Consider the following 22481-nt stretch of genomic DNA (forward strand, 5'->3'; position numbering starts at 1 on the left):
AACAAATTCGGTCTCAACAGAAATAACATCTCTCTTTTTTAACATATTACTTGCTTCGTGGTCAGACACGGACTGGACATTTATTGCATTAAACATCAAAACATATATCTAACGAAAAACTAAAATTATGGCAACTACAACAAAAGCAGGCGCAAAACCCGCCGCAAAATCGAAGACAGGAAAAATGGAAGATTCAGAATTTCATGAATTCTTTGTAGATGAATTAAAAGACATTTACTGGGCCGAAAAACACCTGTTGAAGGCTTTACCTAAAATGAAAAAAGCAGCTACCAGCACAGAACTGGCTGCAGCATTTCATAAGCACACGGAAGAGACAAATACACACATTGCAACATTAGAAAAGGTATTTGAACTTCTGGATGAGAAACCTCAGGCTAAGAAATGTGATGCTATGGAAGGACTGCTAAAAGAAGCAGACGGCATTATTGAAGATACCGATGCAGGTACCATGATCAGGGATGCTGGATTGATACTGGCTGCTCAGAAAGTTGAACATTATGAAATTGCTACCTACGGCACACTTAGGGTATTTGCCCAGACCATGGGCCATAACGATGTCGCTGAACTGCTGCAGATCACTCTCGATAATGAAAAAGCAACAGATGTCGCTTTAACTACTGTTGCAGAAAGCTTCATCAACGAGCAAGCAGCAGCGGAGTAATCAGATAGTCACTTACCCGCCTTAAAGTTTAATTAAAGAGACCGTCAGTTCGGGCCGCGTTCACTATGCGTTCGTATCAACTAGGGTGTTGCTAGGGTGTTGGTTCGGTGTTGACAGGGTGTTGACTCGGTCTGGAACGAACCAATACCCTAGTTGATACGGAGCAACACCCTAGTTGATACAAACGCATACCGACTCCATTAAGAGACCGTAAACGTTCCGAAATGCCATAATACCCCTGAAGGGTCATGTAAAAAACACTCTTTTCCCCAATAATCAACACGTATTGGGCTAAGCCTCACATCTTTGTACCTGGCGGGTAAATCCAATGCTAATAATTCCTGATAATACTGGTCGACATCCGCTACTTCAATAAAAATCATAGTGTTGTCAATCCAATCCTTTACATATGCATCTTGCAGGTAAAACGCAATGCCTTCAGTTTTGAACACAGACATATTATGCGTAATTATTTCTTCCTGAAAGCCGAGGTTCCGGTAGAAGCTCCGCGAAAGCTCAAAATTTTTAGCACCGACAAATGGCCTGACGGATAATGTTTTACATGTTGTCATCCTGCGTTTCCTCAACTATTTTAATGAAATCTTTCAAATGCTGATAGGCTGGAGGGTATCCTTTTGACCCTACTGCTGTTCTCAGGATATTCAGTTGCCTCTCAATAAAAACATCGATATCGACAATCATCGTCCCGCTGTATAATTCGATAGGTACCTCGGGTAATTTCAATCCATGCAAACTGTTTTCTAAATCCTGTAATTCTTCGGTTGTCATGAGACAAAGTTAGCAAATGAGTCTAGTATTTAAACCATAGATAAGGCATTTCATTAAAGCAGACCCATAGTTGACAGCTTCAGATGCATAGTAGCCCCCTGGTGGTTAACGTCTCTATCCAGTACCTCAATAAACATTCTTTTCGCTTCCTCTGTTCTTCCGAGTCCGAGGTGACCAAGACCAATCAGATAACAGCAATGGATATAATTTTTTAAATTAAGATCCTGATCAAATACCAGCAGGTCAGGCAGTGAAACTGCAAAATAATCTATTTTGATGTCGTCGTGCAAATGCAACTCACCAAACTGGATAAACCGTTCAAAGATTTCTTTTGCCTTGTCATCGGCGTTCAGCTTTAGCCATGCCAATCCCTGATAAAAGATTTTATCCGGCTGTGGATCATTGTAAAATATGGCCTGAACCGGTTCTGTAATTCCATTGGTGGCCAGCAAAAACTCTTCTTCTGCCCGATCTGCGAGTCCTAATTTCTGATAAGCGCAACCCTTAAGGTAATTTATATCATTTTCCTGAGCGCCGTACAACTTCCCTTCTCCCAGGTTATGGGGATACTCCTCTGCCGCCGAAAGAAAGTCCAGTGCTTGTTCGTATGCTCCTTCCAGTAATGACTTTTTAGCCAGCTCAATGTGACAAAGCAGGTATTGCCCGACCACCTTACCTTCTCCCCCTTCCCAGGGATGAAACTGTTTGCTTACAATAAGTTTCCTCGCTTCTTCGTATAAACCCAGGTGATTGTATAAAGTAATCTTCTCCAGGTACAAATCCTCACGACAATCAACGAGTTCAGGATGTGCCTCCAGTAAAGCCAGACGTTGTTGCGGGGCATACCCCATTTTTTTATGCAGCTGATCCAGTTCCATAAATACCCTTGCATCTGTTTTATCTAAACTGAAAGCTTTTTCAAGCACCTGTAGTGCACGTTCCGAGTCGTTCAGGTGGTTCTGATACGCAAGAGAAAGGTTACGATGAGCTGTAGGAAATGTATTGTCTATTGCCACAGAGTTTTCCCAGCAGACTACTGCATCTTTATACTGCTGTTTACCATACCAGAAATTCCCCAGATAATAATAGGCCTTAGCATCATTGGCATTAAACTTAATAGCCGACTTCAAGACACCTACATCTTCGATACGATGAGGGAAACAGAAATCTGGCACGGCATGCTGTGCTTGAGAAAAATACATTTCAGACAATTGTTCTTCTCCTGTCTGCAGACAACACCAGCCCATATAGTAGTATACCATTGGGCTTACTGCTGTAGCATTTTCACTGATATAGACCGCCAAAAGACCAGTTGCATCTTTATATAATCCCGCCTGTGCATAATCCAGCGCACATTCAATGTAATTATGAACATCATCCCTGATCAGTTCCAGGAATTGATTTAAAGAGGTTACCGATGCACCTAAATTTCCGGTCTCGTGCTCGAGCATGTATTTTTCATACAGACACCCAAAATTGAAAGGATCAATCACGAGAGATTCTTTAAGGAAAGACATCGCCTCTTCATATCTTCCCATTTTACGCAGAACTGCCGTTTTTAGATGACGTACAGAATGAGCGTGGTAGTTACGCAGTAATGATTTATTAACCAGATATATGGCATCTTCGTAATCTCCTTTTTCCGAAGCAATCCTGGCTAAAGCGAAGAAACCTGCATCCTGCCAGGCTGCGTTCCATGTCGACTTATAAATTGCATCATAAGCTTCGTCTAACTTTCCCTGCATTTTTAATGACCAGCCCAGATTATAATAAGGCTCTCCATCATAAGGATTGGGATTACGTGATATTAAAGTTTGAATGGCTCTGCGGAAGAACGGCTCAGCTACTTCAAATTTTCCGCGTCTCATGTACCACAACCCCATGGCATTGTTACATCTTATATCGCCCGGTTCACGTTTCAATCCTTCGTTGTAATAGTCGGTAGCTACATAAGTCGCGTGGCGGTATTGCTCTATGTGCAGTCCATTAAGATACAGATCTTCTATAGCAGTAATGTCAGCAGGATCTTTTGCCGCTGTGGCTGCTGCGGGAATTTCTTTAGCACCTACCTCTTCATGCTCGTAGCTCACCAATAAACCCCCACCTTGTTTTTCGACACGCACTTTTATACTTGACGCTGAGACTTCGGCCTTCAGTTGAATGCTTTTTTCAAAAACTGCAGATGGCGAAAGGTCAAAGCAACTGGCATCTTCCAATTCTCCGTCTATAAACAGACTGATCATCGCCGAAGGATAAGATGAAGTCGCGTAGACCTTTATGTCGACGGTATTTCCTCTGAGTTCTACATTCAGCATGGCTTCCTTAGTGGCATTCTTTACTGCCCCAACTTTGGCATAAGGCATGAAGTATTGCTCAAATGTCTTTTCCTCATTAGGTTGCAGCCAGGAGAAATCAGGCTGGTTATCTGTAAATACACCCGTCATGAGTTCGATGTATGGTCCGTCTTCATCTGTCAGGTTCCTGTCCCAGGACTGACCAAAATCACCATCGCCCCAGGTCCATTGTTTTTTGCCCGGTGCAACATGATGGTTGGCCACATGCAGCATGCCTGCTTGTGTATCGTGTTCATACCCTCCTATAAAATTGTAATCGGATTTGATGGCCATATAAGAAGTAGGCACCGGAATGTTTTTGTAACGGGAGATGTCAGTTCCCGGAGAATAGTCTTTTTTATAATAAGTACCTGTGGCTATTGGGAAATCTGAAACATCACGCTTTCCATGATCAAAAACAGCATATACATCCGGTGGAAAGATTGATTGATAATGATCATTCACTTTTACTGCCGGATTCGCCCACCACAAAAAAGTTTGCGGGAATGGAGTACGGTTATAAACCTTTCCTTTGATTTCAAGATACGCCTTATCAGGATATAAGGTAAAACCAGCCATTCCTTTTGTACGAAACATCACTTCAAGTTCATTTACCCATACCGTTTTACTACCGTCAGCATGTGCTTCTATAGTAAAATCTATAGGATCAAAGGTACTTGGGCGGTGATGCTGTGGCCAGTTGAACTCTATTCCCCCTGAAATCCATGGACCCGTGAGGCCTACCAGTGCAGGTTTAATTACCTGATTGTAATAGATAAAATCACGATTGCGCACTTTATCAAAAGCCCGTTGTATCCTGCCGCCGAGTTCCGGAAGCACCATGATTTTCAGGTATTCATTTTCAATAAATACTGCTGTATATGCTTTGTCTATCTTCTCATCAGATATTTTTTCGATCACGGGATGTGGATAGACCGCACCAGTACTCCCCTGATAAACTCTTTTATCCAGAAAAATTGGATTCTTCTCCGGATTACCTGTTTCATATGTGGGGATAATTACCTGCTCCACCCATGCTTTTACTTCCATAGTATTAATTGGCATTCTTGATAGATATAATGTTGATTAGTGAGGTGTAAACACCGATTCCAGCTCTTCCAGCGTCTTTCCTTTGGTCTCTTTCACTCTTGCTCTGATAAAAATGAAACCCAGCACACAGATTCCTGAATACAGGTAAAATGTATAGTCCATGCCTATCCATTTTGCCAGGACAGGAAACGTAAAAGTGAGTATAAAATAGGCTGCCCAGAGACACAATACAGCAATAGAAGATGCTGCACCCCTCACATGGTTAGGAAATATCTCGGAAATCAAGACCCAGGTAACCGGTCCCAGTGAAATGGCATAAGTGCCTATCGCGGCCAGTAAAAATACCCCTACTAATGCTGATTGTGCAGAAAGCAATTGGGCAATAATAATATACAATATAGCCAATGCCCCGGCCCCGAATAACATCAATGGTCTTCTGCCCATTTTATCAACTAAAAACATCGCTAGAAGTGTAAAAAAGAGATTTACCCCACCTATGAACACCGTTTGAAGCAACTGGTCGTCTTTAGATGCGCCAATGCTGGCAAATATATTCGACGGGTAGTTAAAAACGACGTTAATCCCACAAAACTGTTGAAAGACCGCCAGTACGATACCGACCAAAACAGCCGGAAATACAGTTTTTTCAAATATCGCTCTATAGCTTACTCCCTGACTTCCTTTTAGAGTAGCTTTCATCGTATCTACTGAGCTGATCGAAAAGTCTTTACCCCCGATTTTTTCCAGTACGGCCAGCGCCTTATTTTCCTTTCCTGCTTTGAGTAACCACCTTGGACTTTCCGGCAGCCAGGCCACACCAAGAACAAACAGTAATGAAGGCACAGCCCCCAGACCAAACATCCATCTCCAGGCATCAGGCCCACTATTACGCAGCGAATAGTTGATCAGATTGGTCATCAATATTCCAAGTACGATCGTGAGCTGATTGATGCTTACCATTCTTCCCCTGTATTGGGCGGGAGAGACTTCCGCGATGTACATAGGCGACAATAACGACGCCATCCCTACTCCTATTCCCGCCACGAAACGTGAGGTAATAAATAAATATAGTCCAGGCGAAAAAGCCATGGCAAGTGAGGATATACCAAAAATAACCGCTGCAAAAAAGAGTCCCGGCCGGCGTCCGTATTTATCTGCGACACGTCCCGCTGTAAGGCAGCCTACAATCGCGCCAAGAGCAAGTGAACCTGTAGCAAATCCTTCCCAGTATTCATTCAATCCAAATTGATCGCGCAAAAAGGGCAGTGCTCCCGAGATTACGGCAAAATCAAAACCAAACAGATATCCCCCTAATGCGGAGATGAAGGAGATAGACAAAAGATACGAAGTTTTAAATTGCTGCATTTGTAGGTTCAGGTTAACTATACCAAATTTGAACTTATATAATCAAGAATACAATAGAAATATTTATGAAAGGGATGGACAATATTACGGAATAATCTATATAAATTCACGGCGATTAACTGGTATGAAATGGAGAATGAAACAGCTGACATCAAGAAGAAAGAAGGTTTTAATGGTCAAAAGGCTATTGTATTGCCAAGATCCATTATTTCAAAAGACTGTACGACCAATCCTCTTCTGTCTGGCATGTACATCACAGATATCGGATTCTATCCCAAAGCCAAATTTCATTACCGTGAGCGCGATCATGGCCTGGATCAATACATCCTGCTGTACTGCGTAGATGGAAAGGGCGAAGTGAAAATTGAAAAGAACGCTTATGCCCTCTCTACAGGAAATTTCATCATCATACCTGCGGAAAAATCTCATGCGTATGCTTCTGATAAGAACAACCCATGGACTATCTACTGGGCACATTTTAAAGGCCAGCTGGTTAAGCCGCTCGTAAGACTGCTGCTTAAAAGACAGAAGGGCTATAAAGGCTTTGTGCAGTTCAACGAATCCAGAATAAAGCTTTTCGACGAGATCTACTCGAACCTGGAAAGGGGATACAGTACAGACAACCTGTGTTATGTAAACATCAGCTTCTCCCATTTTCTTTCGTCTTTTATTTTCGATGAGAAATTCAACTATTCCTCTAAAAAAAGCATGGCCAATCCGATTGATATTTCTATCGAGTTCATGCAGAAAAATCTGCATGCCACCTTTACACTTGAAGACATTGCCAAATCGGTTAATTTATCAGCTTCTCATTTCTCCGCGTTATTTAAAGAACAAACGGGCTTCGCCCCAATAAAATACTTCAACCACATTAAAATACAGAAAGCCTGCCAGTACCTTCAGTTTACCGATCTCCGAATCAAAGAGATCTCAGCAACATTAGGCATCGATGATCCGTACTATTTTTCCAGGATGTTTTCTAAAATAATGGGTGTATCTCCACAAGACTATAAAGTAAAAAGGGAAATGCTCAGGGAAACAAAGTTTTTATAATCCTTAATTCCAAAAGACAGATGCGTAAATTATTACAAATCCTTAAAGAATTATTAGTTTTCTATTTTATGGTCTCTCATGATCATTTCTCCACCCCAAGCCTTTACTGAAGTCCAGGGCAATGCAGGCCCTGACCAAAATTTATTTTCTGCAGGTAATCCCAGTGTAAGGAATCCCATGGTTGCCATATATAAGCTTCCTGTGGAAGTATAAGAATCCGCGATCTTGGGCTGATGTCCGTTAAAACCCAGAACAAGCCAGCCATCTTTATCAAAATTCTGATTGCCGTCGTACATTTTATGCATGACTTTGGTAAGCGCGCACCTAACCTGCTCAGGCTCCACTCCTTCCGGTAGTTTCTCAATTAATGCTGTTTGTGCCAGTGCCTGAAATACTGCCGTACGATAGGTCATGGAGCGTCCGTAGACCGGAAATGTACCTTCCGGAGAAATAACCCGTTCAAGATAGGCGGCCTGACGCGACATCCGTTCTACTGCAGTATTGTAATCGTTAAGACTACCTCTCTTCTTATCTGCCAAAAGTTTCAGCAAATCTACAAGCATGGGATGAATTACAAATGAATTGTAATAGTCCATGCTGAACTTGGCTCCATCGCTGTACCAACTATCTCCAACATACCATTCTTTCAATTTATTGACGGCAAACTGCACCCTTGCCGGATCGTACTGTTCGCCAATGCTTAGTAAAAATCCTTCGGTTATTCCCGCAAATAAAAGCCAGTTATTATATGCTCCGGATCTTGTTCTCAATGATTTAAATTCTTCAACGAACCGCTTCTTTGTAATTTCATCCAGTGGCTCCCAAAGTGCCTTTGGCGCTCTTAAAAAAGCATGTGCGACAAAAGCAGCATCTACTAAAGGCTGACTTTCGGTACGATAATTCATATAGTCAGGGCTAGCCGGGTTTACAGAATTTGCCAGTCCTTTTAATAATTCCTGGCGCATACTTTTACGCATTTTGCCTTCTTCCGTATCGTCATCAGGTAATGCCAGCCAGGGTGCCAGACCAGACATCGTTCTCCCCAATGCTTCAAGGTAGGTAACCTTGGTCACATTCAACCCATAACCATCACCCTTCTCAAGCGGCATGTTCTTTTTTAGTGTCTCTTCGGCAAGGTTATGTACCACGGGATAACTCATTTTGTAGAGTGTCTTCACCCAAAATGCCCTGTCTGCCGCCCCATTCGCTATTTGCTTTTTGTTGGTTTTTGATTGTGCCAATAGCTGAACCGGTAAAATGGCGCAGCTCAGCAATAAAACAATAATGTACTTCTTCATATTAATCATTGATACTTTTTGACTATTCAGATAATTTATAAATTTCATTTGCCGCCATCAGAAAAGCTCCCGGCCCATATCGTTCTGTCATACTTTTAGTCACCTTTCTGGGATCCTCTTCAATAGACTGAACCCAGTCGAGCTTACCCTCCGTATTAACCTATCAGCCTCTTTTAATCACAGGCAAGAACTCTTCTTTCGGCAAATAACCGTTATTTACACCAAAAGCCAAAGCGTAGACAAAGAATCCGGTAATAGCATTTCATTTGTGGTTATTTTATTTGGTTTCATTGGTTATGTATTATTTTTCTAAAATATGAAAACGATTTCACAATTAATGATTTCTCCATAAATATCATGGATCATTTGCTATATATGGTAGTTTAAGCCAGAGTATTCTATATTACTTTATTTAAACACACGAATTATGTAGCTAATACCATTTATTAAAGTTATATTCACTAACAACCACAACTCGTTCTGAGTAAGGTGAAGAAATCCAACGAAAATGACAACTAAAGAAATTGCGCAACAAGCCAAATTATTTCAGTTTGAGCTCAATAGTGCCAAATACGAATATAGTTTTTCAAGCACAGACAGCTGGATTTTCAACCAGTCTACTGCCAGTGAAAAACTGGCTCTGGAACAAAAATTTTATCCTGTGCTTTTTGTAAAGTGTGAATATGAAGATCTCGCCAGTCTTGCAGGTATCTTTATTCCAGCAGAAGAAGGAGCAGGTAAAGAGCAGAATAAATCTCAGCTACTGGCCAATTCCAAAGATCGTATCTATCTTGTTGCTCATTGTGACACCAAGTTAAAATACTAACACACGGACTATTTAAACTACTTTGGTTTAGATACGATAAGAATCACACCATTTTTTCCGCGTTCTCCATAATTAGTAGTAGCAGATTCATTTTTCAGAACTGTAATCGATTCTATGTCGTTAGGACTGATAACATTCACTGAAGCCACCTCAACCCCGTCAAGAATGTATAACGGCTGAGTGGTTGAATTTATGGTTTTAAGTGGCAGCGGTCGTTCGATCAGATTGGTGGTATCCTGCAATACAGTGTTCGTTTTATGCTCATCAGGCAGTTTAGTGATCGCGATTTCTTGTCGAACCTGAACCGCAGGTGCAGGTTTATTTTCAACAGCAGGAAGATCAGCAGTTTTCTTATGCTGACTGGTTTTCAAAACCGGTGACAATTTAGAAGTATCTCGCAGCGGTTTATACTGTATTTCAGCAGATTTCTGAGCGGCTGCTATAATGAAATCAGGTTCCGCAAAGGCCCAGAAAAAAACTGACAGGGCGGGCAGCAGGATAAGTGTTGTAAGTTTTTTCATCGATGAAGAAGCAGGTTTCATCATCATCCTAACACGTTTCAGCTTATCATAATGCGAGAAGGAACTCGCCAAAGCGAATACAGGAGTACCGAGGCTATGGTTTATCAATGCGGCACGGTAAATGGCTGCAGAATTACCGCGATCAAGCACCGCTGTATCAGCTAAAAATTCATGATTTTGCTTGATAGCATGTAAATACAACCAGGATAAAGGATTAAACCAGTGAAGGGCACAAAATAATTGAACTACCAGCAAATCAATCCAATGCTGCTGTTTTACATGTGCAAGCTCATGCTCCAGGATCAACTTCCTTTCAATTTCTGAAGTTTCAGCAGAGCTGTCTATGATGATGTAATTAAATACAGAAAATGAGGTTTTGAACGCAGGTGTTTTTACCAGTTTATAACCTTCCAATGAAGTATAGCCATATTTCCTAATCATTCCTTTTATTCGGCCGAGGCCGATAAAATGTCTGGCTATCAAAAAACAAATCCCCAGCATATAAGTAATCAATGCTACATAAAGCCAAAAATTACTATCCTTATCTTCAATTGGCATAACCCCTTGCGGTAAAGATAAGACGTCTGGTGAAGCCTGAACATTTACCGTATAAGTATAGGTATAAAATGGAAGCGCCATGGCGCATAGCAAACCGCAAAGTAAAAAATACCTATTGAACTTATAAAAAGTCTCATTTTTTAAAAAACACCAGTAGATCCCCGAAAATACGGCAATACACAATGTTGATTTTAGAAGGTAAGTGATTAGCTGTTCCATAATGCCCTATTTTTCTTTATTCAACTCATCTCTGGTGTCTTTTATTAAAAGATCCAGCTCTTCGATACTATAGTTATTTTCTTTCGCAAAAAAAGAAGCCATACTCGCAAACGAATTGTTAAAATAGTTTTTCAGCAATCCTGATAGCTGACTTTTTGAATAAGCTTCTTTTGCAATCAAAGGTGTATATATATTGGTCCTTCCCAAATTATTATGAGTGGCAAAACCCTTATTTTCAAGTATAGTTAGTACCGTTGATACTGTAGTCCTGGCTGGCTTTGGATCTTCCATCTGATCACGGATATCCTGCACGCTACCCTCTCCCAATATCCACAGTGCCTGCATGATCTGTTCCTCTGCCTTTGTCAGTTGTGATGTTTTCTCCATAACCTTATAAATATATGACTATTTTTATAGACCACAAAACAATTAAAGCACCTTAAACCTTACCTTCATCATTACTTGCGCAGGTCTTAAGATGTACGACGTATAAAATGTGCTAATGTCACTGTAGGACGCGGAGATATACTGCTTTGTGTTGAATACATTATTATATTCAAGGTTAAACTCAATACGTTTCCAGGTATATCTAGCGCCCAGATCAGCAAAATACATAGACTGATCTGCCCCATTCTCCCCACGAATTGCACTGTTGTAGAAATGTTCCAATGACATGTTTAAAGTCATACTCTTTGCCGGAAAGAAATTAAACTGTCCACGCTGCCTGATGCTGTTGATCGGACTAAACTTCTCCCCCTGCGCAGTTTTATTTTTACTCCTGTTGTATTGATAGCTATAAGACAAACTACCCAGCTTCTTTATTCTGGTGGAAATAGAAGGATTTACGCCGTAGTTTTCATTTCTAAAATTGACAATTTCGCCCTGACTGATTTGTGAAGCTTTGGAACCGCTGTAATTTACATCGATAACCAGTGTACTTGCTATCACGTCTATACCTTTGCTTATTTTGCCAAACAGGTTATAGCCCTCATTATAATTGGTAAGGTTATAGGTACGCTGCTGACTCCTGATCCCGCTATAATCATAACCATACAACAGGTTGCTCTTATTTTTAGAATAGCTGGTACCGAAATTAAAGAAGATTGCATGGAGTGGGTGCCGATAACTGACATCCAGGCTATAAGATTGAGCTTGACGTTCCGGCAAATCACTTTCGTTTCGAACTAAACTGCGGTAAGACTGCAAAATATAACCACTAAAACCATTACTTAATCCACCAATGCTATTGCTTCTTTGTGCCCTGAAGGAAACATTCCAAAGTAAAGTCAATTCATACCTCAAGCTAAAAGAGGGATTAAAAAACAGCCTGCCACTATTTTTATCATGATCAGCAAACCTGTCAACCACATTCAGGTAATTATACGTCAAAGGAAGGTTAAGACTTGCCCGCAATTTATTCTTTGTGTAAGAATAATCCGGACTGATAAATACTTCATATGTATTCCATTGTATATCATTCTTTAAAGAATCATCAGCCCCACTCAACACTCCGGCATCTGATAATGACTGCAGATCAGACCTGAAGTTTTGCAGGTTTGCATTAAAACCAACCCCATAATTATGTTTGAAACTTCCGTGATCCAATCCATAGACTACCCTGCTTGTGGAAGAAAACTGTGATTCACGTAAATATTGCTGCATGATATCGGAGGCACCTGGCTGATTGAATAACTCAGGGTATAAAAGCGGCTGAACCTTTAAGGTTTGCGGTGCCTGACTATAAGCATTATAACTATAAACCTTTAAAGTAGCCTTTTTGTAATTCCTGATGATGCTAAAATTATTATTCAGACTGAATGCCGGACTATTCAGACGCTGAACAAGTTCACTCCCATTTAATACATTGCCTTTTTCCGCAGTCCATTTTCCATTAAATCTCAGCGTGTTGTCCATATAATACTTATCCCTGTTTGCATTTATCTGCAAGCTGCCATCCAAAGAATTAATTTGTTTGGTGCTGGCCAGCGACTCTTCTATGGTAAGCATGCTGTCTCCAGGCAGGTAATAAACCGACCGGGAATAACTCTCCTTTTCCTGATTGTCGTTCAGATAATTCACATTAGCAGTCACCTGAAAATCTTTATCGTAAGCCCATAGGTTGTTTACCGTTGCGGCATGCGAACGGTTGAACAGGTATCGCTTCTGACTAATTCCAGGCGAAGATGGCGATTGCACATACAGCGATCCACTTTGCGAAGCCCCTCCGGATCCGCCGTAAAAAGAAGCCAGTTCAGCGCCTGCATCAAGTCCTGAGTTGTTTCCTTTATAGGCATTCATGTTCTGACGGTCTTTATTAAAATACATACTGGTCAGTTCGTTGTTCCAAAGTACCGGAGAGGCACCTGCACCTAACTGTGCATTGGCGGTGAGCACTCCTTTTGCACCATCTTTCAACTTGAGGTTGATCGCGCCTTCATCAGTAAACTCTTTGTCCTTCAAAGCCTTTATCGGCTGGTGGTTTTCCAAAACCTGCACAGTAGCCACATCTTTTGCCTGTATGTTGTTTGTAGCAATACCGTACCGTCCCTGCAACAGATCCTTATTTTCTATATAAAATTTATTGATGGGTTTATTATTATAAAAGATAGCTCCATCCTCCTTAACCGTAATACCCGGCATCTTCTTAAGCACATCACCTATGCTACGGTCATTCTGATCAGAAAAAGCATCTACAAGATAGTTTAGTGTATCATTGAGCTGCCTGATTTTAGGAGGTTTTATCTTGATCTCTTTAAGTTTAATCGTTTCAGAAGTAATTGCAAAGTTTAAGTTCTGACTTTTATTGGCGAACATCAGGGTCTGTTTTTTAAAATTCAGTCCGGCAACAGTGAGCTGTAAACTATCTTCTTCACTTTTGAAACTTAACTTGTAATCACCTTTTTCATTCGTCACTCCATAGACCAGCACCGCGGCTTTTTCCTTTATCGTTACCGTCGTTCCCCCCAGCGGCTTACCATCTGATTTGTTGCTTACTGTACCGGTAATGACAGTTTGTGCGCTTAAGCAATGGCAGGACAGCGAACATACAATTAATATAAGCAGCCTGATCATTCCAATTCCATTGGAATGTATTCAAATTTACCAGGGGTCTGTGCAATAATTACGGCACCAGCATTGACATTGATCTGAATACCTCCGCCCTGTTTGGCTTTTTGTTTTTCAAATTCAGCACGCGTACATTTGATGCTCCTGGCATCATCAATTTGTATTGGGAGCGGCACCGAAAGCTGCTGCAGACCTATCAGCCTGAAAGAAAATAAGCCCCCTGAGTCTTCTACTTTTAAAATTAACCCGGGTAAACCGCTAAATTTCCATGGACCGTCGTTTACCGGAATATCAGTTGTAAACCACGCCGTATATTCTCTACCCCTAAAACTCAAGCTGGCTTTCTGGCAGGTATAAGAAGCTACAGTATCCGTTTCACTGCTTATTTTCCAAAGCCACTTAGCAGGTTCATCTTCATACTTAAACCTGTCGCCAATTGCATCAATATAATCCAGAACAGTGATCTTATTTAATTTTTTATCCTTAATGATCTGATAGCTTTCGCCCTCTATTACATTGGAAAATGTGGTACCGGGCATATTAGAAAAATCTTTACCGGAATCGCTTTTATAGACGGTTACAGATTTAATTGTGGCCGGATCAATATTTTTCATCCTCGCACTCACCATAGAGTCCCTTCCCAATCTTGCCGGATCATAAAATTTAGACAGCTGAGACCCGATGTCAAGCACCATAGTATCCGTACGAAAAGCTTTGTCGGCCCCCTCCTTCTTCTTACTGAACAGATAATAACACTTTAACGAAGCACTGTCCACTGTCTTCATTACTGTAGTTTCTTTTTTTCCAAAGATCCCCTGTCCAGATGCAGAAATACTGATACAGGTACCGATAATCATTAATAATTGCCTCATATACAAAATATTTATTGGACCAATGTACGTCTATGTTTTTAGACAAACAAGGAAATACAAATATTTTGTCTAAAAATTTAGACATAAAAAGGGCTGTAAAATTAATTACAGCCCTTTACCCTATTCAGCCCACCTATTCAGTACTGAGAGCGTACGAATATTTTATTGTGCAATAGCAAATGACAACGGCATTTGGTACCTCACCCTAACATTTTGACTATTCTGACGGCCAGGTTTCCATCTTGGAGATTTTTTAATGACACGAATTGCTTCTTCATCGCAACCGCCACCAATGCCTTTTATGATCGTAACATTTGAAACCGAACCATCTTTTTCGACAACGAAACTAATGAATACCTTACCTTGCAAACCTTTTTCTTGTGCAGCATCAGGATACCTCATATTTCTCTGGATAAATTTTGCCCAGGCTTTCATGCCTCCTTCAAATTCCGGATATACTTCTACGCCACCGCCTAATTCATGTATTTCATTATCTACAGCGGTTCCATTTCCGCCAGTTGCACTACCCGCCCCATTTCCATTTCCAATGCCCACTGCTGGTGCCACAGCAATATTGGTTTCTAAACCATCCTGCGTAGTGGGACCTATCGCGGCATTTTTAACTTCCTCTAAAGTCGGAGGATCAGTAACCACCTCATGATTGACCACCACTGGCCTGCTGGGAAGCGCTACCGTTTTTATCTTTTCTTTTAAAGGTTCTGCCTTTGGCATTGGCATTTCTTCAGGTTTTTTCATTTCATGAATTGGCGGAGCAACCTCAACAACTGTCACAGGGTCACCTAAATCTAGAATATCTTCAGCACCAGGATTTAAATGCTTATAAATTAATGGTCCGGCAAACAACAGGATGAAAAGTGGTCCGGCAATAAATAGAGCTCTTGTAGTCGTCCCCGCCGACTGGGCTCTGAGGGCATAAGCACCATAATTTTGATTGCGGTTCTTAAATACAAGGTCGAGCCACTCAGACTTGTACAAACTTGATGAAATGTTTAGCATAACGGTAAGTTTTAGTGTTAATTTAAATACACGATGAAACTTGATTCGTTATTCCATAAAGAAAATTGAGAAAATATCAAAAAAGCCTACTTTTTTTTCATTATCTTTAAATTGGGTTCAATTAAATAGGCTACTATTTAAATATCTCATAATTAAGGTATCGATCAGACTTGCCCAACAAGAGTAAAATAATTGCCATTTCCACATTTTTTACTCTAAAAAACAACCAAAAACCTTAAAAAATCTTTGAATATTTATCGACATTCGTATTTTTACAAACAATTCGATAGAAATATTTAAATAAAAATCCTATTTTTGACCAAACTTTAAATAAATAGATGAAAAGCTTAAGAACAATTGCATTAAAAGAGGCACAAACAAGAATTTCACCAGAAGTAAAGTCTCCTTCGACTAAAATTTCTGATTTTTTTGGCGTGAATGTTTTTGATAAGAAAAAGATGAAAGACTACTTATCAAAAGAAGTATTTCAAAAACTTATTTCCTCGATTGAACAGGGTGAATTAATTAACCATGATGATGCCAACCACATCGCAACGGCTATGAAAAGCTGGGCAATGAGTAAAGGTGCGACACATTATACACACTGGTTTCAGCCTTTAACTGGTACTACTGCTGAAAAACATGACTCATTCTTTGAGCCAAGCAGTGATGGTGCAATTGAGGTATTTGCAGGCAGTGCATTGGTTCAACAAGAACCAGATGCTTCAAGTTTCCCTAACGGTGGTATCCGCAACACTTTCGAAGCACGCGGTTATACTGCATGGGATCCTTCTTCTCCGGCTTTCATTATGGAAAGCAAAGCAGGTAAAACGCTTTGTATCCCTACAGTATTTGTTGCCTATACCGGCGAAGCCTTAGATTATAAAGCTCCTTTACTAAAAGCACTTTCTGCTATGGATAAAGCGGCTGTTGATGTTTGCCAGTATTTTGATAAAAGCATCACTAAAGTTAATGCATCATTAGGTATCGAGCAGGAATACTTCCTGGTTGACCTTGCACTATACAATGCACGTCCGGATTTGGCTTTAACAGGTCGTACTTTATTCGGACACATGTCTGCAAAAGGACAACAATTAGAAGATCACTACTTCGGATCTATTCCTGAGCGTGTATTTACTTACATGGTTGACTTTGAAAACGAAGCCTTAAAATTGGGTATTCCTTTGAAAACCCGTCACAATGAGGTTGCTCCTTCTCAGTTTGAGTGTGCACCTATTTATGAAGAAATCAATCTTGCGATTGACCACAACCAACTATTGATGGACTTAATGGAAAAAGTTGCTTTGAGACACAACTTCAAAGTGCTTTTACATGAGAAACCTTATGCAGGAATCAATGGATCAGGTAAACACAACAACTGGTCGTTGATCACTGATACTGGTAAGAACTTATTGTCACCAGGAAAAACTCCTAAAAACAACCTGATGTTCTTAACGTTCTTCGTTAACACCATCAAAGCTGTTCACGAGCATGCCGACTTGCTAAGAGCTTCAATCGCTTCTGTAAGCAACGATCACCGTTTAGGTGCTAACGAAGCCCCTCCAGCGATCATCTCTATCTTCCTTGGTTCTCAGTTAGCTGAGGTTTTGGATGAGATCGAATCGTCAAGAAGCATCATCAAAAAAGTTAAAAACGAAGATTCTCTGTGGTTAGGTATTCCTAAAATCCCTCAAATCTCTTTTGACACGACCGACCGTAACCGTACTTCTCCTTTTGCCTTTACAGGAAATAAATTTGAATTAAGAGCAGTTGGTTCATCTGAAAATTCTTCTGCACCAATGACCGTATTAAATGCGATCGTTGCTGATCAGTTGATCAAATTCAAAGTAGAAGTTGATAAATTGATTAAAAAAGGTGAGAAAAAAGATGTTGCGTTATTGACTGTACTGAAAAGATACATCAAAGAATCTAAAGACATCCGTTTTGAAGGAAATGGTTATAGCGATGAGTGGGCTGCAGAAGCTGAAAAACGCGGTCTGGCTAACATCAAAACTACACCTAAAGCATTAGACGCTTACGTAAGCGAAAAATCTACTGAGTTATTTGCTAAATTAAATATCTTCAGTGAGCGCGAACTACATGCACGTCACGAGATCTTGTTAGAAAGCTATTACAAAAAATTGCAGATCGAAGCAAGGGTAATGGGTGAAGTGACCAACAGCATGATCATTCCTGCTGCTATTGCTTACCAAAACTCACTGATCGAGAATGCGAAAGGATTAAAAGAACTGGGCTTAGGAAACGACGCTTTAGCTACTCCTTTGGCGATCATCAACAAAGTATCTGAGCACTTAAATATCGTTAAGACCAGCATTGATGCAATGCTTGAGCAACGTAAAAAGGTAAATGCAATTGAAGACTCTCGTGAGAAAGCCATCAATTATGATGAAAAAGTAAAATCTTACTTTGATACCATCCGTTACCATACTGATAAATTAGAACAAATCGTAGATGACAGTGTATGGCCTCTACCTAAGTTCAGGGAATTATTGTTTTTGAAATAAACCAAACCCCTAATAATCAACTATTTTTTAGTTTTATAACCCCTGCTTTAATTAGTAGGGGTTATTTTTTTATCTTTGCAGCAACATGAGTGATAACAGGTACAACCAGCGCGGCGTTTCTGCCTCGAAAGAAGATGTGCACCAGGCCATCAAGAACATAGACAAAGGTATTTTCCCGCAGGCTTTCTGCAAAATCATCCCTGATATTCTGGGCAATGATGAAGCATTTTGCAACATCATGCATGCTGATGGCGCGGGCACCAAATCTTCCCTGGCTTATGTTTACTGGAAAGAAACTGGTGATATATCTGTCTGGAAAGGTATTGCACAGGATGCCATCATCATGAACATTGATGACCTGATCTGTGTTGGCGCAACCGACAATATCCTCTTATCTTCTACCATTGGCCGTAATAAAAACCTGATCCCGGGTGAAGTAATTGCAGCCATTATCAACGGAACAGAAGAAATCCTGGCGGAACTACGTTCACAGGGCATCTCTATCTATTCTACAGGAGGCGAAACAGCAGATGTAGGCGATTTAGTTCGTACCATTATCGTTGACTCAACCGTTACCTGCCGTATAGAACGCGACAAAATCATCAGCAATGATAAAATACAAGCTGGCGATGTAATTGTTGGCTTATCTTCTTATGGACAAGCCTCGTATGAAACTGAATATAACGGCGGTATGGGTTCTAACGGGCTTACCTCTGCGCGTCACGATGTGTTTGATAAATCTGTAGCTACGGCATTCCCTGAAAGCTACGATCCTTCGGTTCCTTTTGACCTTGTATTCTCCGGTGGAAAGAAACTGACTGATGCTGTTCAAATCGATGATGCAGGAACTACAGTTACCGCAGGAAAGCTGGTATTGTCTCCTACCCGTACTTATGCACCTGTAATTAAAAAAATACTTGAAGGCTTCAGATCGCAGATCCACGGCATCGTACATTGCAGTGGTGGTGCCCAAACTAAGGTGCTTCATTTCGTAAACGACAACGTCCACATCATTAAAGACAACCTGTTCCCTATCCCTCCATTATTTAAACTGATTCAGGAGCAATCCGGAACAGATTGGAAGGAAATGTATAAAGTGTTCAATATGGGTCACCGTATGGAACTTTACGTACCTGCTGAAATCGCTGCAGATATTATTGAAATATCAAAAAGCTTCAACATCGACGCACAAATTATTGGCAAGGTAGAAGCTTCAGATAAAAAACAGGTAACGATACTTACTGAAAACGGAGAGTTCGTTTACAACTAACCTTATTTAAGTTTCTGTTTCAATGCCTTTGCGATAGCCTCCTCTACAAGCGGCTCCATGATGGCATATCCTGCTTTGTTCGGATGTATACCGTCTCCGGCCAGGCTTTTCGGCAGTCCATTTCTCTCATCTTTCATTGCAGAGAAATAGTCTACGTAGACAAACTTTTGTTCCTCAGCATAAGCCTTGATCCATTTGTTAAGGGCAATGACTTTATTAGCCGGCTCCAGTCCTGGTCTCCATGGAAAATCATAAGCCGGAAGTACAGAAGAAAGTACAACCCTGATCTTGTTGGCACGGGCAATCTCAGTCATGGCGGCAATATTGTCTTCTATCATTTCCAACGTAGAGGGACCAGTATTGCCGGCAATGTCGTTTATACCACAAAGCATCACGACTACTTTTGGCTTCAGCGCCACCACGTCCTGGTGAAAACGAACCAACATCTGGGGAGTAGTTTGTCCGCTAATCCCGCGACAAATATAGGGCCTGCCTGAAAAGAACTCAGGACGGTTATTTTTTCAGCCCTCAGTAATCGAATTGCCCATAAAAACTACCCTGTTTTCGTTGGAGGCAGGAGCGCCCAATTTTGCATTTTCGTCCTGGTACCTTTTAAGATTGGCCCAATCCTGTGCTTTCAGAAGCGCTGAGGGAAATAACAATGCCATTATAATCAGTAAAGTTTTAGCTATTGAATTCATATCTGCCGATAAAATTTGTTATTTATTAATCTGTTATTTACCCAAGCCCCATGTTTTATTGGGCTTAGCTCCCATTTCAAGTTCCAGTTTGCCACCGGAAATCAATTGTTCATGTGTAAACCATGGAGTATCAAGTACCTTTCCATCAAATTTAGCACTTTGAATATACTTATTAACCACAGAACAGTTGTTTGCGATCAATTGAAATTGCTTACCTCCCGGCAGATCTATCGTTACATTTTCAAATACAGGGCTGCCAATGGTATAAACCGGAGTTCCAGGTGTTACCGGATAAAAACCCATTGAAGAAAACACTACAAAAGCGGACATTCCACCTCCATCTTCGTCGCCTGGAATGCCAAATACATTGTCCTTAAACCAGGTATCCAGCAAAAACCTGATGCGTTTCTGGGTTTTCCATGGTGAACTCGTGTAATTATACAGATAAGGAATATGAAAACTCGGTTCATTACCCATGGAAAATTGGCCTGTTATCCCTGTAAAATCGGGGAATTTAGCCCAAAGTTCATATTTACTTCTTCCAAGTGGTTCACGATAAAGCTGATCCAGCTTATTTTCAAAACTATTTACACTTCCAAAAAGCCCGATTAAGCCCTTTACATCATGTTGTACCTGCCATAAATAAGTCCAGCCGTTGTTCTCATCATAATAATCACGTCCACCCATACCCCCGTCAAACTTAGGATCTATCTTGATCCAGTTGCCTTCTTTGTCTTTTGGGAGAAACATTTGACTATTGCTGTCCCACAGGTTTTTATAATTATTGCTTCTCAGCATAAACCGGTCATAGTCCTGCGGCTTTTTAAGCGCTTTAGCGAACTGAGCCAATGCCCAGTCGTCATAACTATGGCCAAGTGTAATTGCCACTGCCTGGCGCTTCTCCCAGCCGTGTACATTAGGGTCAGTTTCTTTTTCACCGATCTTTAGCGCAGGAAAAAAGCCTTTTTCATAGTAAAAATCTTCCAATAGTCCTTTCGGTCCATTCTTCCAGGGTAGCATGGTTGCATGGGTTGCATTCTTCAGCATGCCTTCATATGCTTTTTTCACATCATAATTCCGGATCCCCTTATTGTAGGCATCCAAAAAGCTGATGGTAGAATGAAAGCCGTTCATACAGGCATGGTCACCATAGATCAGTGGAAATGTAGGCACCCAACCGCTCTGTTCATACATATTTACATAAGAGTTCAGCATATCTGCTTCCTGATCCGGATTAAGGATGGTGCGTAATGGGTGATGTGCCAGATAGGTATCCCAAACCCAATCGTCCACATAAAACGGACGGGTAGTTTTATGGATTTTTTTATCATATCCGCTATAGTACTGCCCATCTTCAGTAATGTCAACCATACGTTCATAAGAACGGTAAAGGGCAGTATAAAAAGAACGTTTCTGAGCTTCAGTGCCCCCTTTGGTCTGAATCTGGTTGATCACCTTAGACCAGGCTTCTTCTCCTTGTTTTGCCAGTTGGTCGAAACCGATGCCTTTAAGCTCTTTATTAAAATTCTTCTTCGCCTGCTCCGGACTTACATAAGAAATGGCGTATTTAAACTCGACTACCTTTGGGGCATTTATTGTAAACCTGATCCATACTCTTTTGCGTGTCCTGCCATCACTCTCTTCTTCTATAACGCCTGTTTCTGTAGCTGCACCGGTGTTGAACTCCCCGTACATGTACATTTTAATCCCGTTATAGGTTTCTACACCTGTGATTTCAGTACCGGAAAGAAACTTATAATCATTACTCCCTCCATTGTACCTGTCGAATAATATTACCCTCTCACCTTTCTCTGGAAATTCAAATTTGTAGAAGCCGGCTTTCTTACCAGGTGCAAATTCAACATTGATTTCCTCATCTACCAGCCAGTTCGAATAATACCATGGCCGGTTTATTTCCAAATCATGATCATAGGTCAGTCTTTTGCCCCATTCACCTGATTTTGGCAATGTGGTACTCGGCTTGATGGAAAATATTTGTCCCTGACGATGAGATACTACTGTCAATGGAAAGCTGCTGATCTGATCGTCCATATAATCCGCTCTTTGCGGCGTCATCCGGATCAACTGATTTGGCAACTGGATGGTCGGTCGTGTAGGTTCTAAAATCGCACCCACATTTCCAATCCTGGGATCTACATATTTCAGATTGCCAGCACCTTCATAGGTTTTTACCTGCCCGACAGCCGCCTGAGTAAATAAAATGACAGCACAACATGCTAATCTAAGGGTTGTATTGACAGGTTTAGAAAGGAATAAGGACATATTTGGTTTAAATTTTATATTGCGCGTTAAGCTAAGATATAAAACTCAATCCA

General features: G+C 40.9%; 18 protein-coding genes. 5 read left to right on the forward strand and 13 right to left on the reverse strand.

All coding sequences use genetic code 11. From position 1 onward, the window contains the following. Positions 1–127 precede the first annotated feature (127 nt). On the forward strand, positions 128–682 hold the full coding sequence (locus tag R2Q78_RS05845) for a ferritin-like domain-containing protein (RefSeq protein WP_316789779.1): 555 nt from the start codon (positions 128–130) through the stop codon (positions 680–682). 200 nt (positions 683–882) lie between these two features. Here R2Q78_RS05845 and R2Q78_RS05850 read toward each other — a convergent pair whose 3' ends face one another. The 4 genes from R2Q78_RS05850 to R2Q78_RS05865 form a co-directional block, all read right to left on the reverse strand. Then, entirely contained in the window at positions 883–1140 is a 258-nt protein-coding gene (locus R2Q78_RS05850) for a hypothetical protein (RefSeq protein ID WP_316789781.1), read from the reverse strand. 100 nt (positions 1141–1240) lie between these two features. Continuing rightward, positions 1241–1471: a DUF6965 family protein gene (locus R2Q78_RS05855; RefSeq protein WP_316789784.1), complete on the reverse strand. Its 231-nt coding sequence runs from the start codon at positions 1469–1471 to the stop codon at positions 1241–1243. A gap of 53 nt (positions 1472–1524) precedes the next feature. Continuing rightward, entirely contained in the window at positions 1525–4869 is a 3345-nt protein-coding gene (locus R2Q78_RS05860; protein WP_316789786.1) for a tetratricopeptide repeat protein, read from the reverse strand. A gap of 21 nt (positions 4870–4890) precedes the next feature. Then, entirely contained in the window at positions 4891–6219 is a 1329-nt protein-coding gene (locus tag R2Q78_RS05865) for a sugar porter family MFS transporter (RefSeq protein ID WP_316789789.1), read from the reverse strand. Positions 6220–6348: 129 nt separating this feature from the next. Between R2Q78_RS05865 and R2Q78_RS05870 the strand changes: the two genes are divergently transcribed. Next, on the forward strand, positions 6349–7272 hold the full coding sequence (locus R2Q78_RS05870) for an AraC family transcriptional regulator (RefSeq protein WP_316789790.1): 924 nt from the start codon (positions 6349–6351) through the stop codon (positions 7270–7272). A 53-nt stretch (positions 7273–7325) separates the two neighbouring features. Here R2Q78_RS05870 and R2Q78_RS05875 read toward each other — a convergent pair whose 3' ends face one another. Next, on the reverse strand, positions 7326–8570 hold the full coding sequence (locus R2Q78_RS05875) for a DUF2264 domain-containing protein (protein WP_316789793.1): 1245 nt from the start codon (positions 8568–8570) through the stop codon (positions 7326–7328). Between the two features lie 508 nt (positions 8571–9078). Here R2Q78_RS05875 and R2Q78_RS05880 point away from each other — a divergent pair. After that, the gene (locus tag R2Q78_RS05880) at positions 9079–9396 is read left to right on the forward strand and encodes a hypothetical protein (RefSeq protein WP_316789795.1); all 318 of its coding nucleotides are present in this window, start codon (positions 9079–9081) and stop codon (positions 9394–9396) included. Between the two features lie 17 nt (positions 9397–9413). Here the strand turns inward: R2Q78_RS05880 and R2Q78_RS05885 are convergent, their stop codons facing one another. The 5 genes from R2Q78_RS05885 to R2Q78_RS05905 all read right to left on the reverse strand — a co-directional run bounded on the left by R2Q78_RS05885 (position 9414) and on the right by R2Q78_RS05905 (position 15649). Beyond that, on the reverse strand, positions 9414–10694 hold the full coding sequence (locus R2Q78_RS05885; RefSeq protein WP_316789798.1) for a M56 family metallopeptidase: 1281 nt from the start codon (positions 10692–10694) through the stop codon (positions 9414–9416). Between the two features lie 6 nt (positions 10695–10700). Continuing rightward, positions 10701–11081 carry a BlaI/MecI/CopY family transcriptional regulator gene (locus R2Q78_RS05890; RefSeq protein ID WP_316789800.1) on the reverse strand — a complete coding sequence of 127 codons (381 nt, stop codon included), beginning with the start codon at positions 11079–11081 and terminating at the stop codon, positions 10701–10703. Positions 11082–11123: 42 nt separating this feature from the next. Next, positions 11124–13766 carry a hypothetical protein gene (locus tag R2Q78_RS05895; protein WP_316789802.1) on the reverse strand — a complete coding sequence of 881 codons (2643 nt, stop codon included), beginning with the start codon at positions 13764–13766 and terminating at the stop codon, positions 11124–11126. Beyond that, positions 13763–14632, reverse strand: coding sequence for a GLPGLI family protein (locus R2Q78_RS05900; protein WP_316789804.1), 870 nt, complete (start codon positions 14630–14632; stop codon positions 13763–13765). Before R2Q78_RS05900 ends, R2Q78_RS05895 begins: the two co-directional genes overlap by 4 nt. A 162-nt stretch (positions 14633–14794) precedes the next feature. Then, positions 14795–15649 carry a TonB family protein gene (locus tag R2Q78_RS05905; RefSeq protein ID WP_316789805.1) on the reverse strand — a complete coding sequence of 285 codons (855 nt, stop codon included), beginning with the start codon at positions 15647–15649 and terminating at the stop codon, positions 14795–14797. A gap of 338 nt (positions 15650–15987) precedes the next feature. Here R2Q78_RS05905 and R2Q78_RS05910 point away from each other — a divergent pair, with 338 nt between their 5' ends. After that, positions 15988–18174 (forward strand): glutamine synthetase III, encoded by a 2187-nt coding sequence (locus R2Q78_RS05910; protein WP_316789807.1) that lies wholly within the window; start codon positions 15988–15990, stop codon positions 18172–18174. 85 nt (positions 18175–18259) lie between these two features. Beyond that, a complete protein-coding gene (locus R2Q78_RS05915) occupies positions 18260–19444 on the forward strand; it encodes an AIR synthase related protein (RefSeq protein WP_316789810.1) in 1185 nt (394 codons plus the stop codon). A gap of 2 nt (positions 19445–19446) precedes the next feature. Here R2Q78_RS05915 and R2Q78_RS05920 read toward each other — a convergent pair whose 3' ends face one another. The 3 genes from R2Q78_RS05920 to R2Q78_RS05930 all read right to left on the reverse strand — a co-directional run bounded on the left by R2Q78_RS05920 (position 19447) and on the right by R2Q78_RS05930 (position 22428). Continuing rightward, on the reverse strand, positions 19447–19926 hold the full coding sequence (locus R2Q78_RS05920; protein ID WP_316790001.1) for an SGNH/GDSL hydrolase family protein: 480 nt from the start codon (positions 19924–19926) through the stop codon (positions 19447–19449). A gap of 39 nt (positions 19927–19965) precedes the next feature. Continuing rightward, positions 19966–20112: a hypothetical protein gene (locus tag R2Q78_RS05925; protein ID WP_316789812.1), complete on the reverse strand. Its 147-nt coding sequence runs from the start codon at positions 20110–20112 to the stop codon at positions 19966–19968. Positions 20113–20178: 66 nt separating this feature from the next. Beyond that, positions 20179–22428 carry a GH92 family glycosyl hydrolase gene (locus R2Q78_RS05930; protein ID WP_316789813.1) on the reverse strand — a complete coding sequence of 750 codons (2250 nt, stop codon included), beginning with the start codon at positions 22426–22428 and terminating at the stop codon, positions 20179–20181. Between the last annotated feature and the right edge of the window lie 53 nt (positions 22429–22481).

This window comes from Pedobacter frigoris (genome assembly GCF_032678645.1).
GTDB lineage: Bacteria > Bacteroidota > Bacteroidia > Sphingobacteriales > Sphingobacteriaceae > Pedobacter > Pedobacter frigoris_A.

Bases quoted from the DNA above. Each gene is read 5' to 3' on its own strand.
- R2Q78_RS05865 (WP_316789789.1), bottom strand. From the start codon at position 6,219: ATGCAGCAATTTAAAACTTCGTATCTTTTGTCTATCTCCTTCATCTCC.
- R2Q78_RS05885 (WP_316789798.1), bottom strand. From the start codon at position 10,694: ATGGAACAGCTAATCACTTACCTTCTAAAATCAACATTGTGTATTGCC.
- R2Q78_RS05870 (WP_316789790.1), top strand. From the start codon at position 6,349: ATGGAGAATGAAACAGCTGACATCAAGAAGAAAGAAGGTTTTAATGGT.
- R2Q78_RS05905 (WP_316789805.1), bottom strand. From the start codon at position 15,649: ATGCTAAACATTTCATCAAGTTTGTACAAGTCTGAGTGGCTCGACCTT.
- R2Q78_RS05900 (WP_316789804.1), bottom strand. From the start codon at position 14,632: ATGAGGCAATTATTAATGATTATCGGTACCTGTATCAGTATTTCTGCA.
- R2Q78_RS05860 (WP_316789786.1), bottom strand. From the start codon at position 4,869: ATGCCAATTAATACTATGGAAGTAAAAGCATGGGTGGAGCAGGTAATT.
- R2Q78_RS05880 (WP_316789795.1), top strand. From the start codon at position 9,079: ATGACAACTAAAGAAATTGCGCAACAAGCCAAATTATTTCAGTTTGAG.
- R2Q78_RS05925 (WP_316789812.1), bottom strand. From the start codon at position 20,112: ATGGCATTGTTATTTCCCTCAGCGCTTCTGAAAGCACAGGATTGGGCC.
- R2Q78_RS05875 (WP_316789793.1), bottom strand. From the start codon at position 8,570: ATGAAGAAGTACATTATTGTTTTATTGCTGAGCTGCGCCATTTTACCG.
- R2Q78_RS05890 (WP_316789800.1), bottom strand. From the start codon at position 11,081: ATGGAGAAAACATCACAACTGACAAAGGCAGAGGAACAGATCATGCAG.
- R2Q78_RS05930 (WP_316789813.1), bottom strand. From the start codon at position 22,428: ATGTCCTTATTCCTTTCTAAACCTGTCAATACAACCCTTAGATTAGCA.
- R2Q78_RS05855 (WP_316789784.1), bottom strand. From the start codon at position 1,471: ATGACAACCGAAGAATTACAGGATTTAGAAAACAGTTTGCATGGATTG.
- R2Q78_RS05910 (WP_316789807.1), top strand. From the start codon at position 15,988: ATGAAAAGCTTAAGAACAATTGCATTAAAAGAGGCACAAACAAGAATT.
- R2Q78_RS05850 (WP_316789781.1), bottom strand. From the start codon at position 1,140: ATGTCTGTGTTCAAAACTGAAGGCATTGCGTTTTACCTGCAAGATGCA.
- R2Q78_RS05915 (WP_316789810.1), top strand. From the start codon at position 18,260: ATGAGTGATAACAGGTACAACCAGCGCGGCGTTTCTGCCTCGAAAGAA.
- R2Q78_RS05895 (WP_316789802.1), bottom strand. From the start codon at position 13,766: ATGATCAGGCTGCTTATATTAATTGTATGTTCGCTGTCCTGCCATTGC.
- R2Q78_RS05845 (WP_316789779.1), top strand. From the start codon at position 128: ATGGCAACTACAACAAAAGCAGGCGCAAAACCCGCCGCAAAATCGAAG.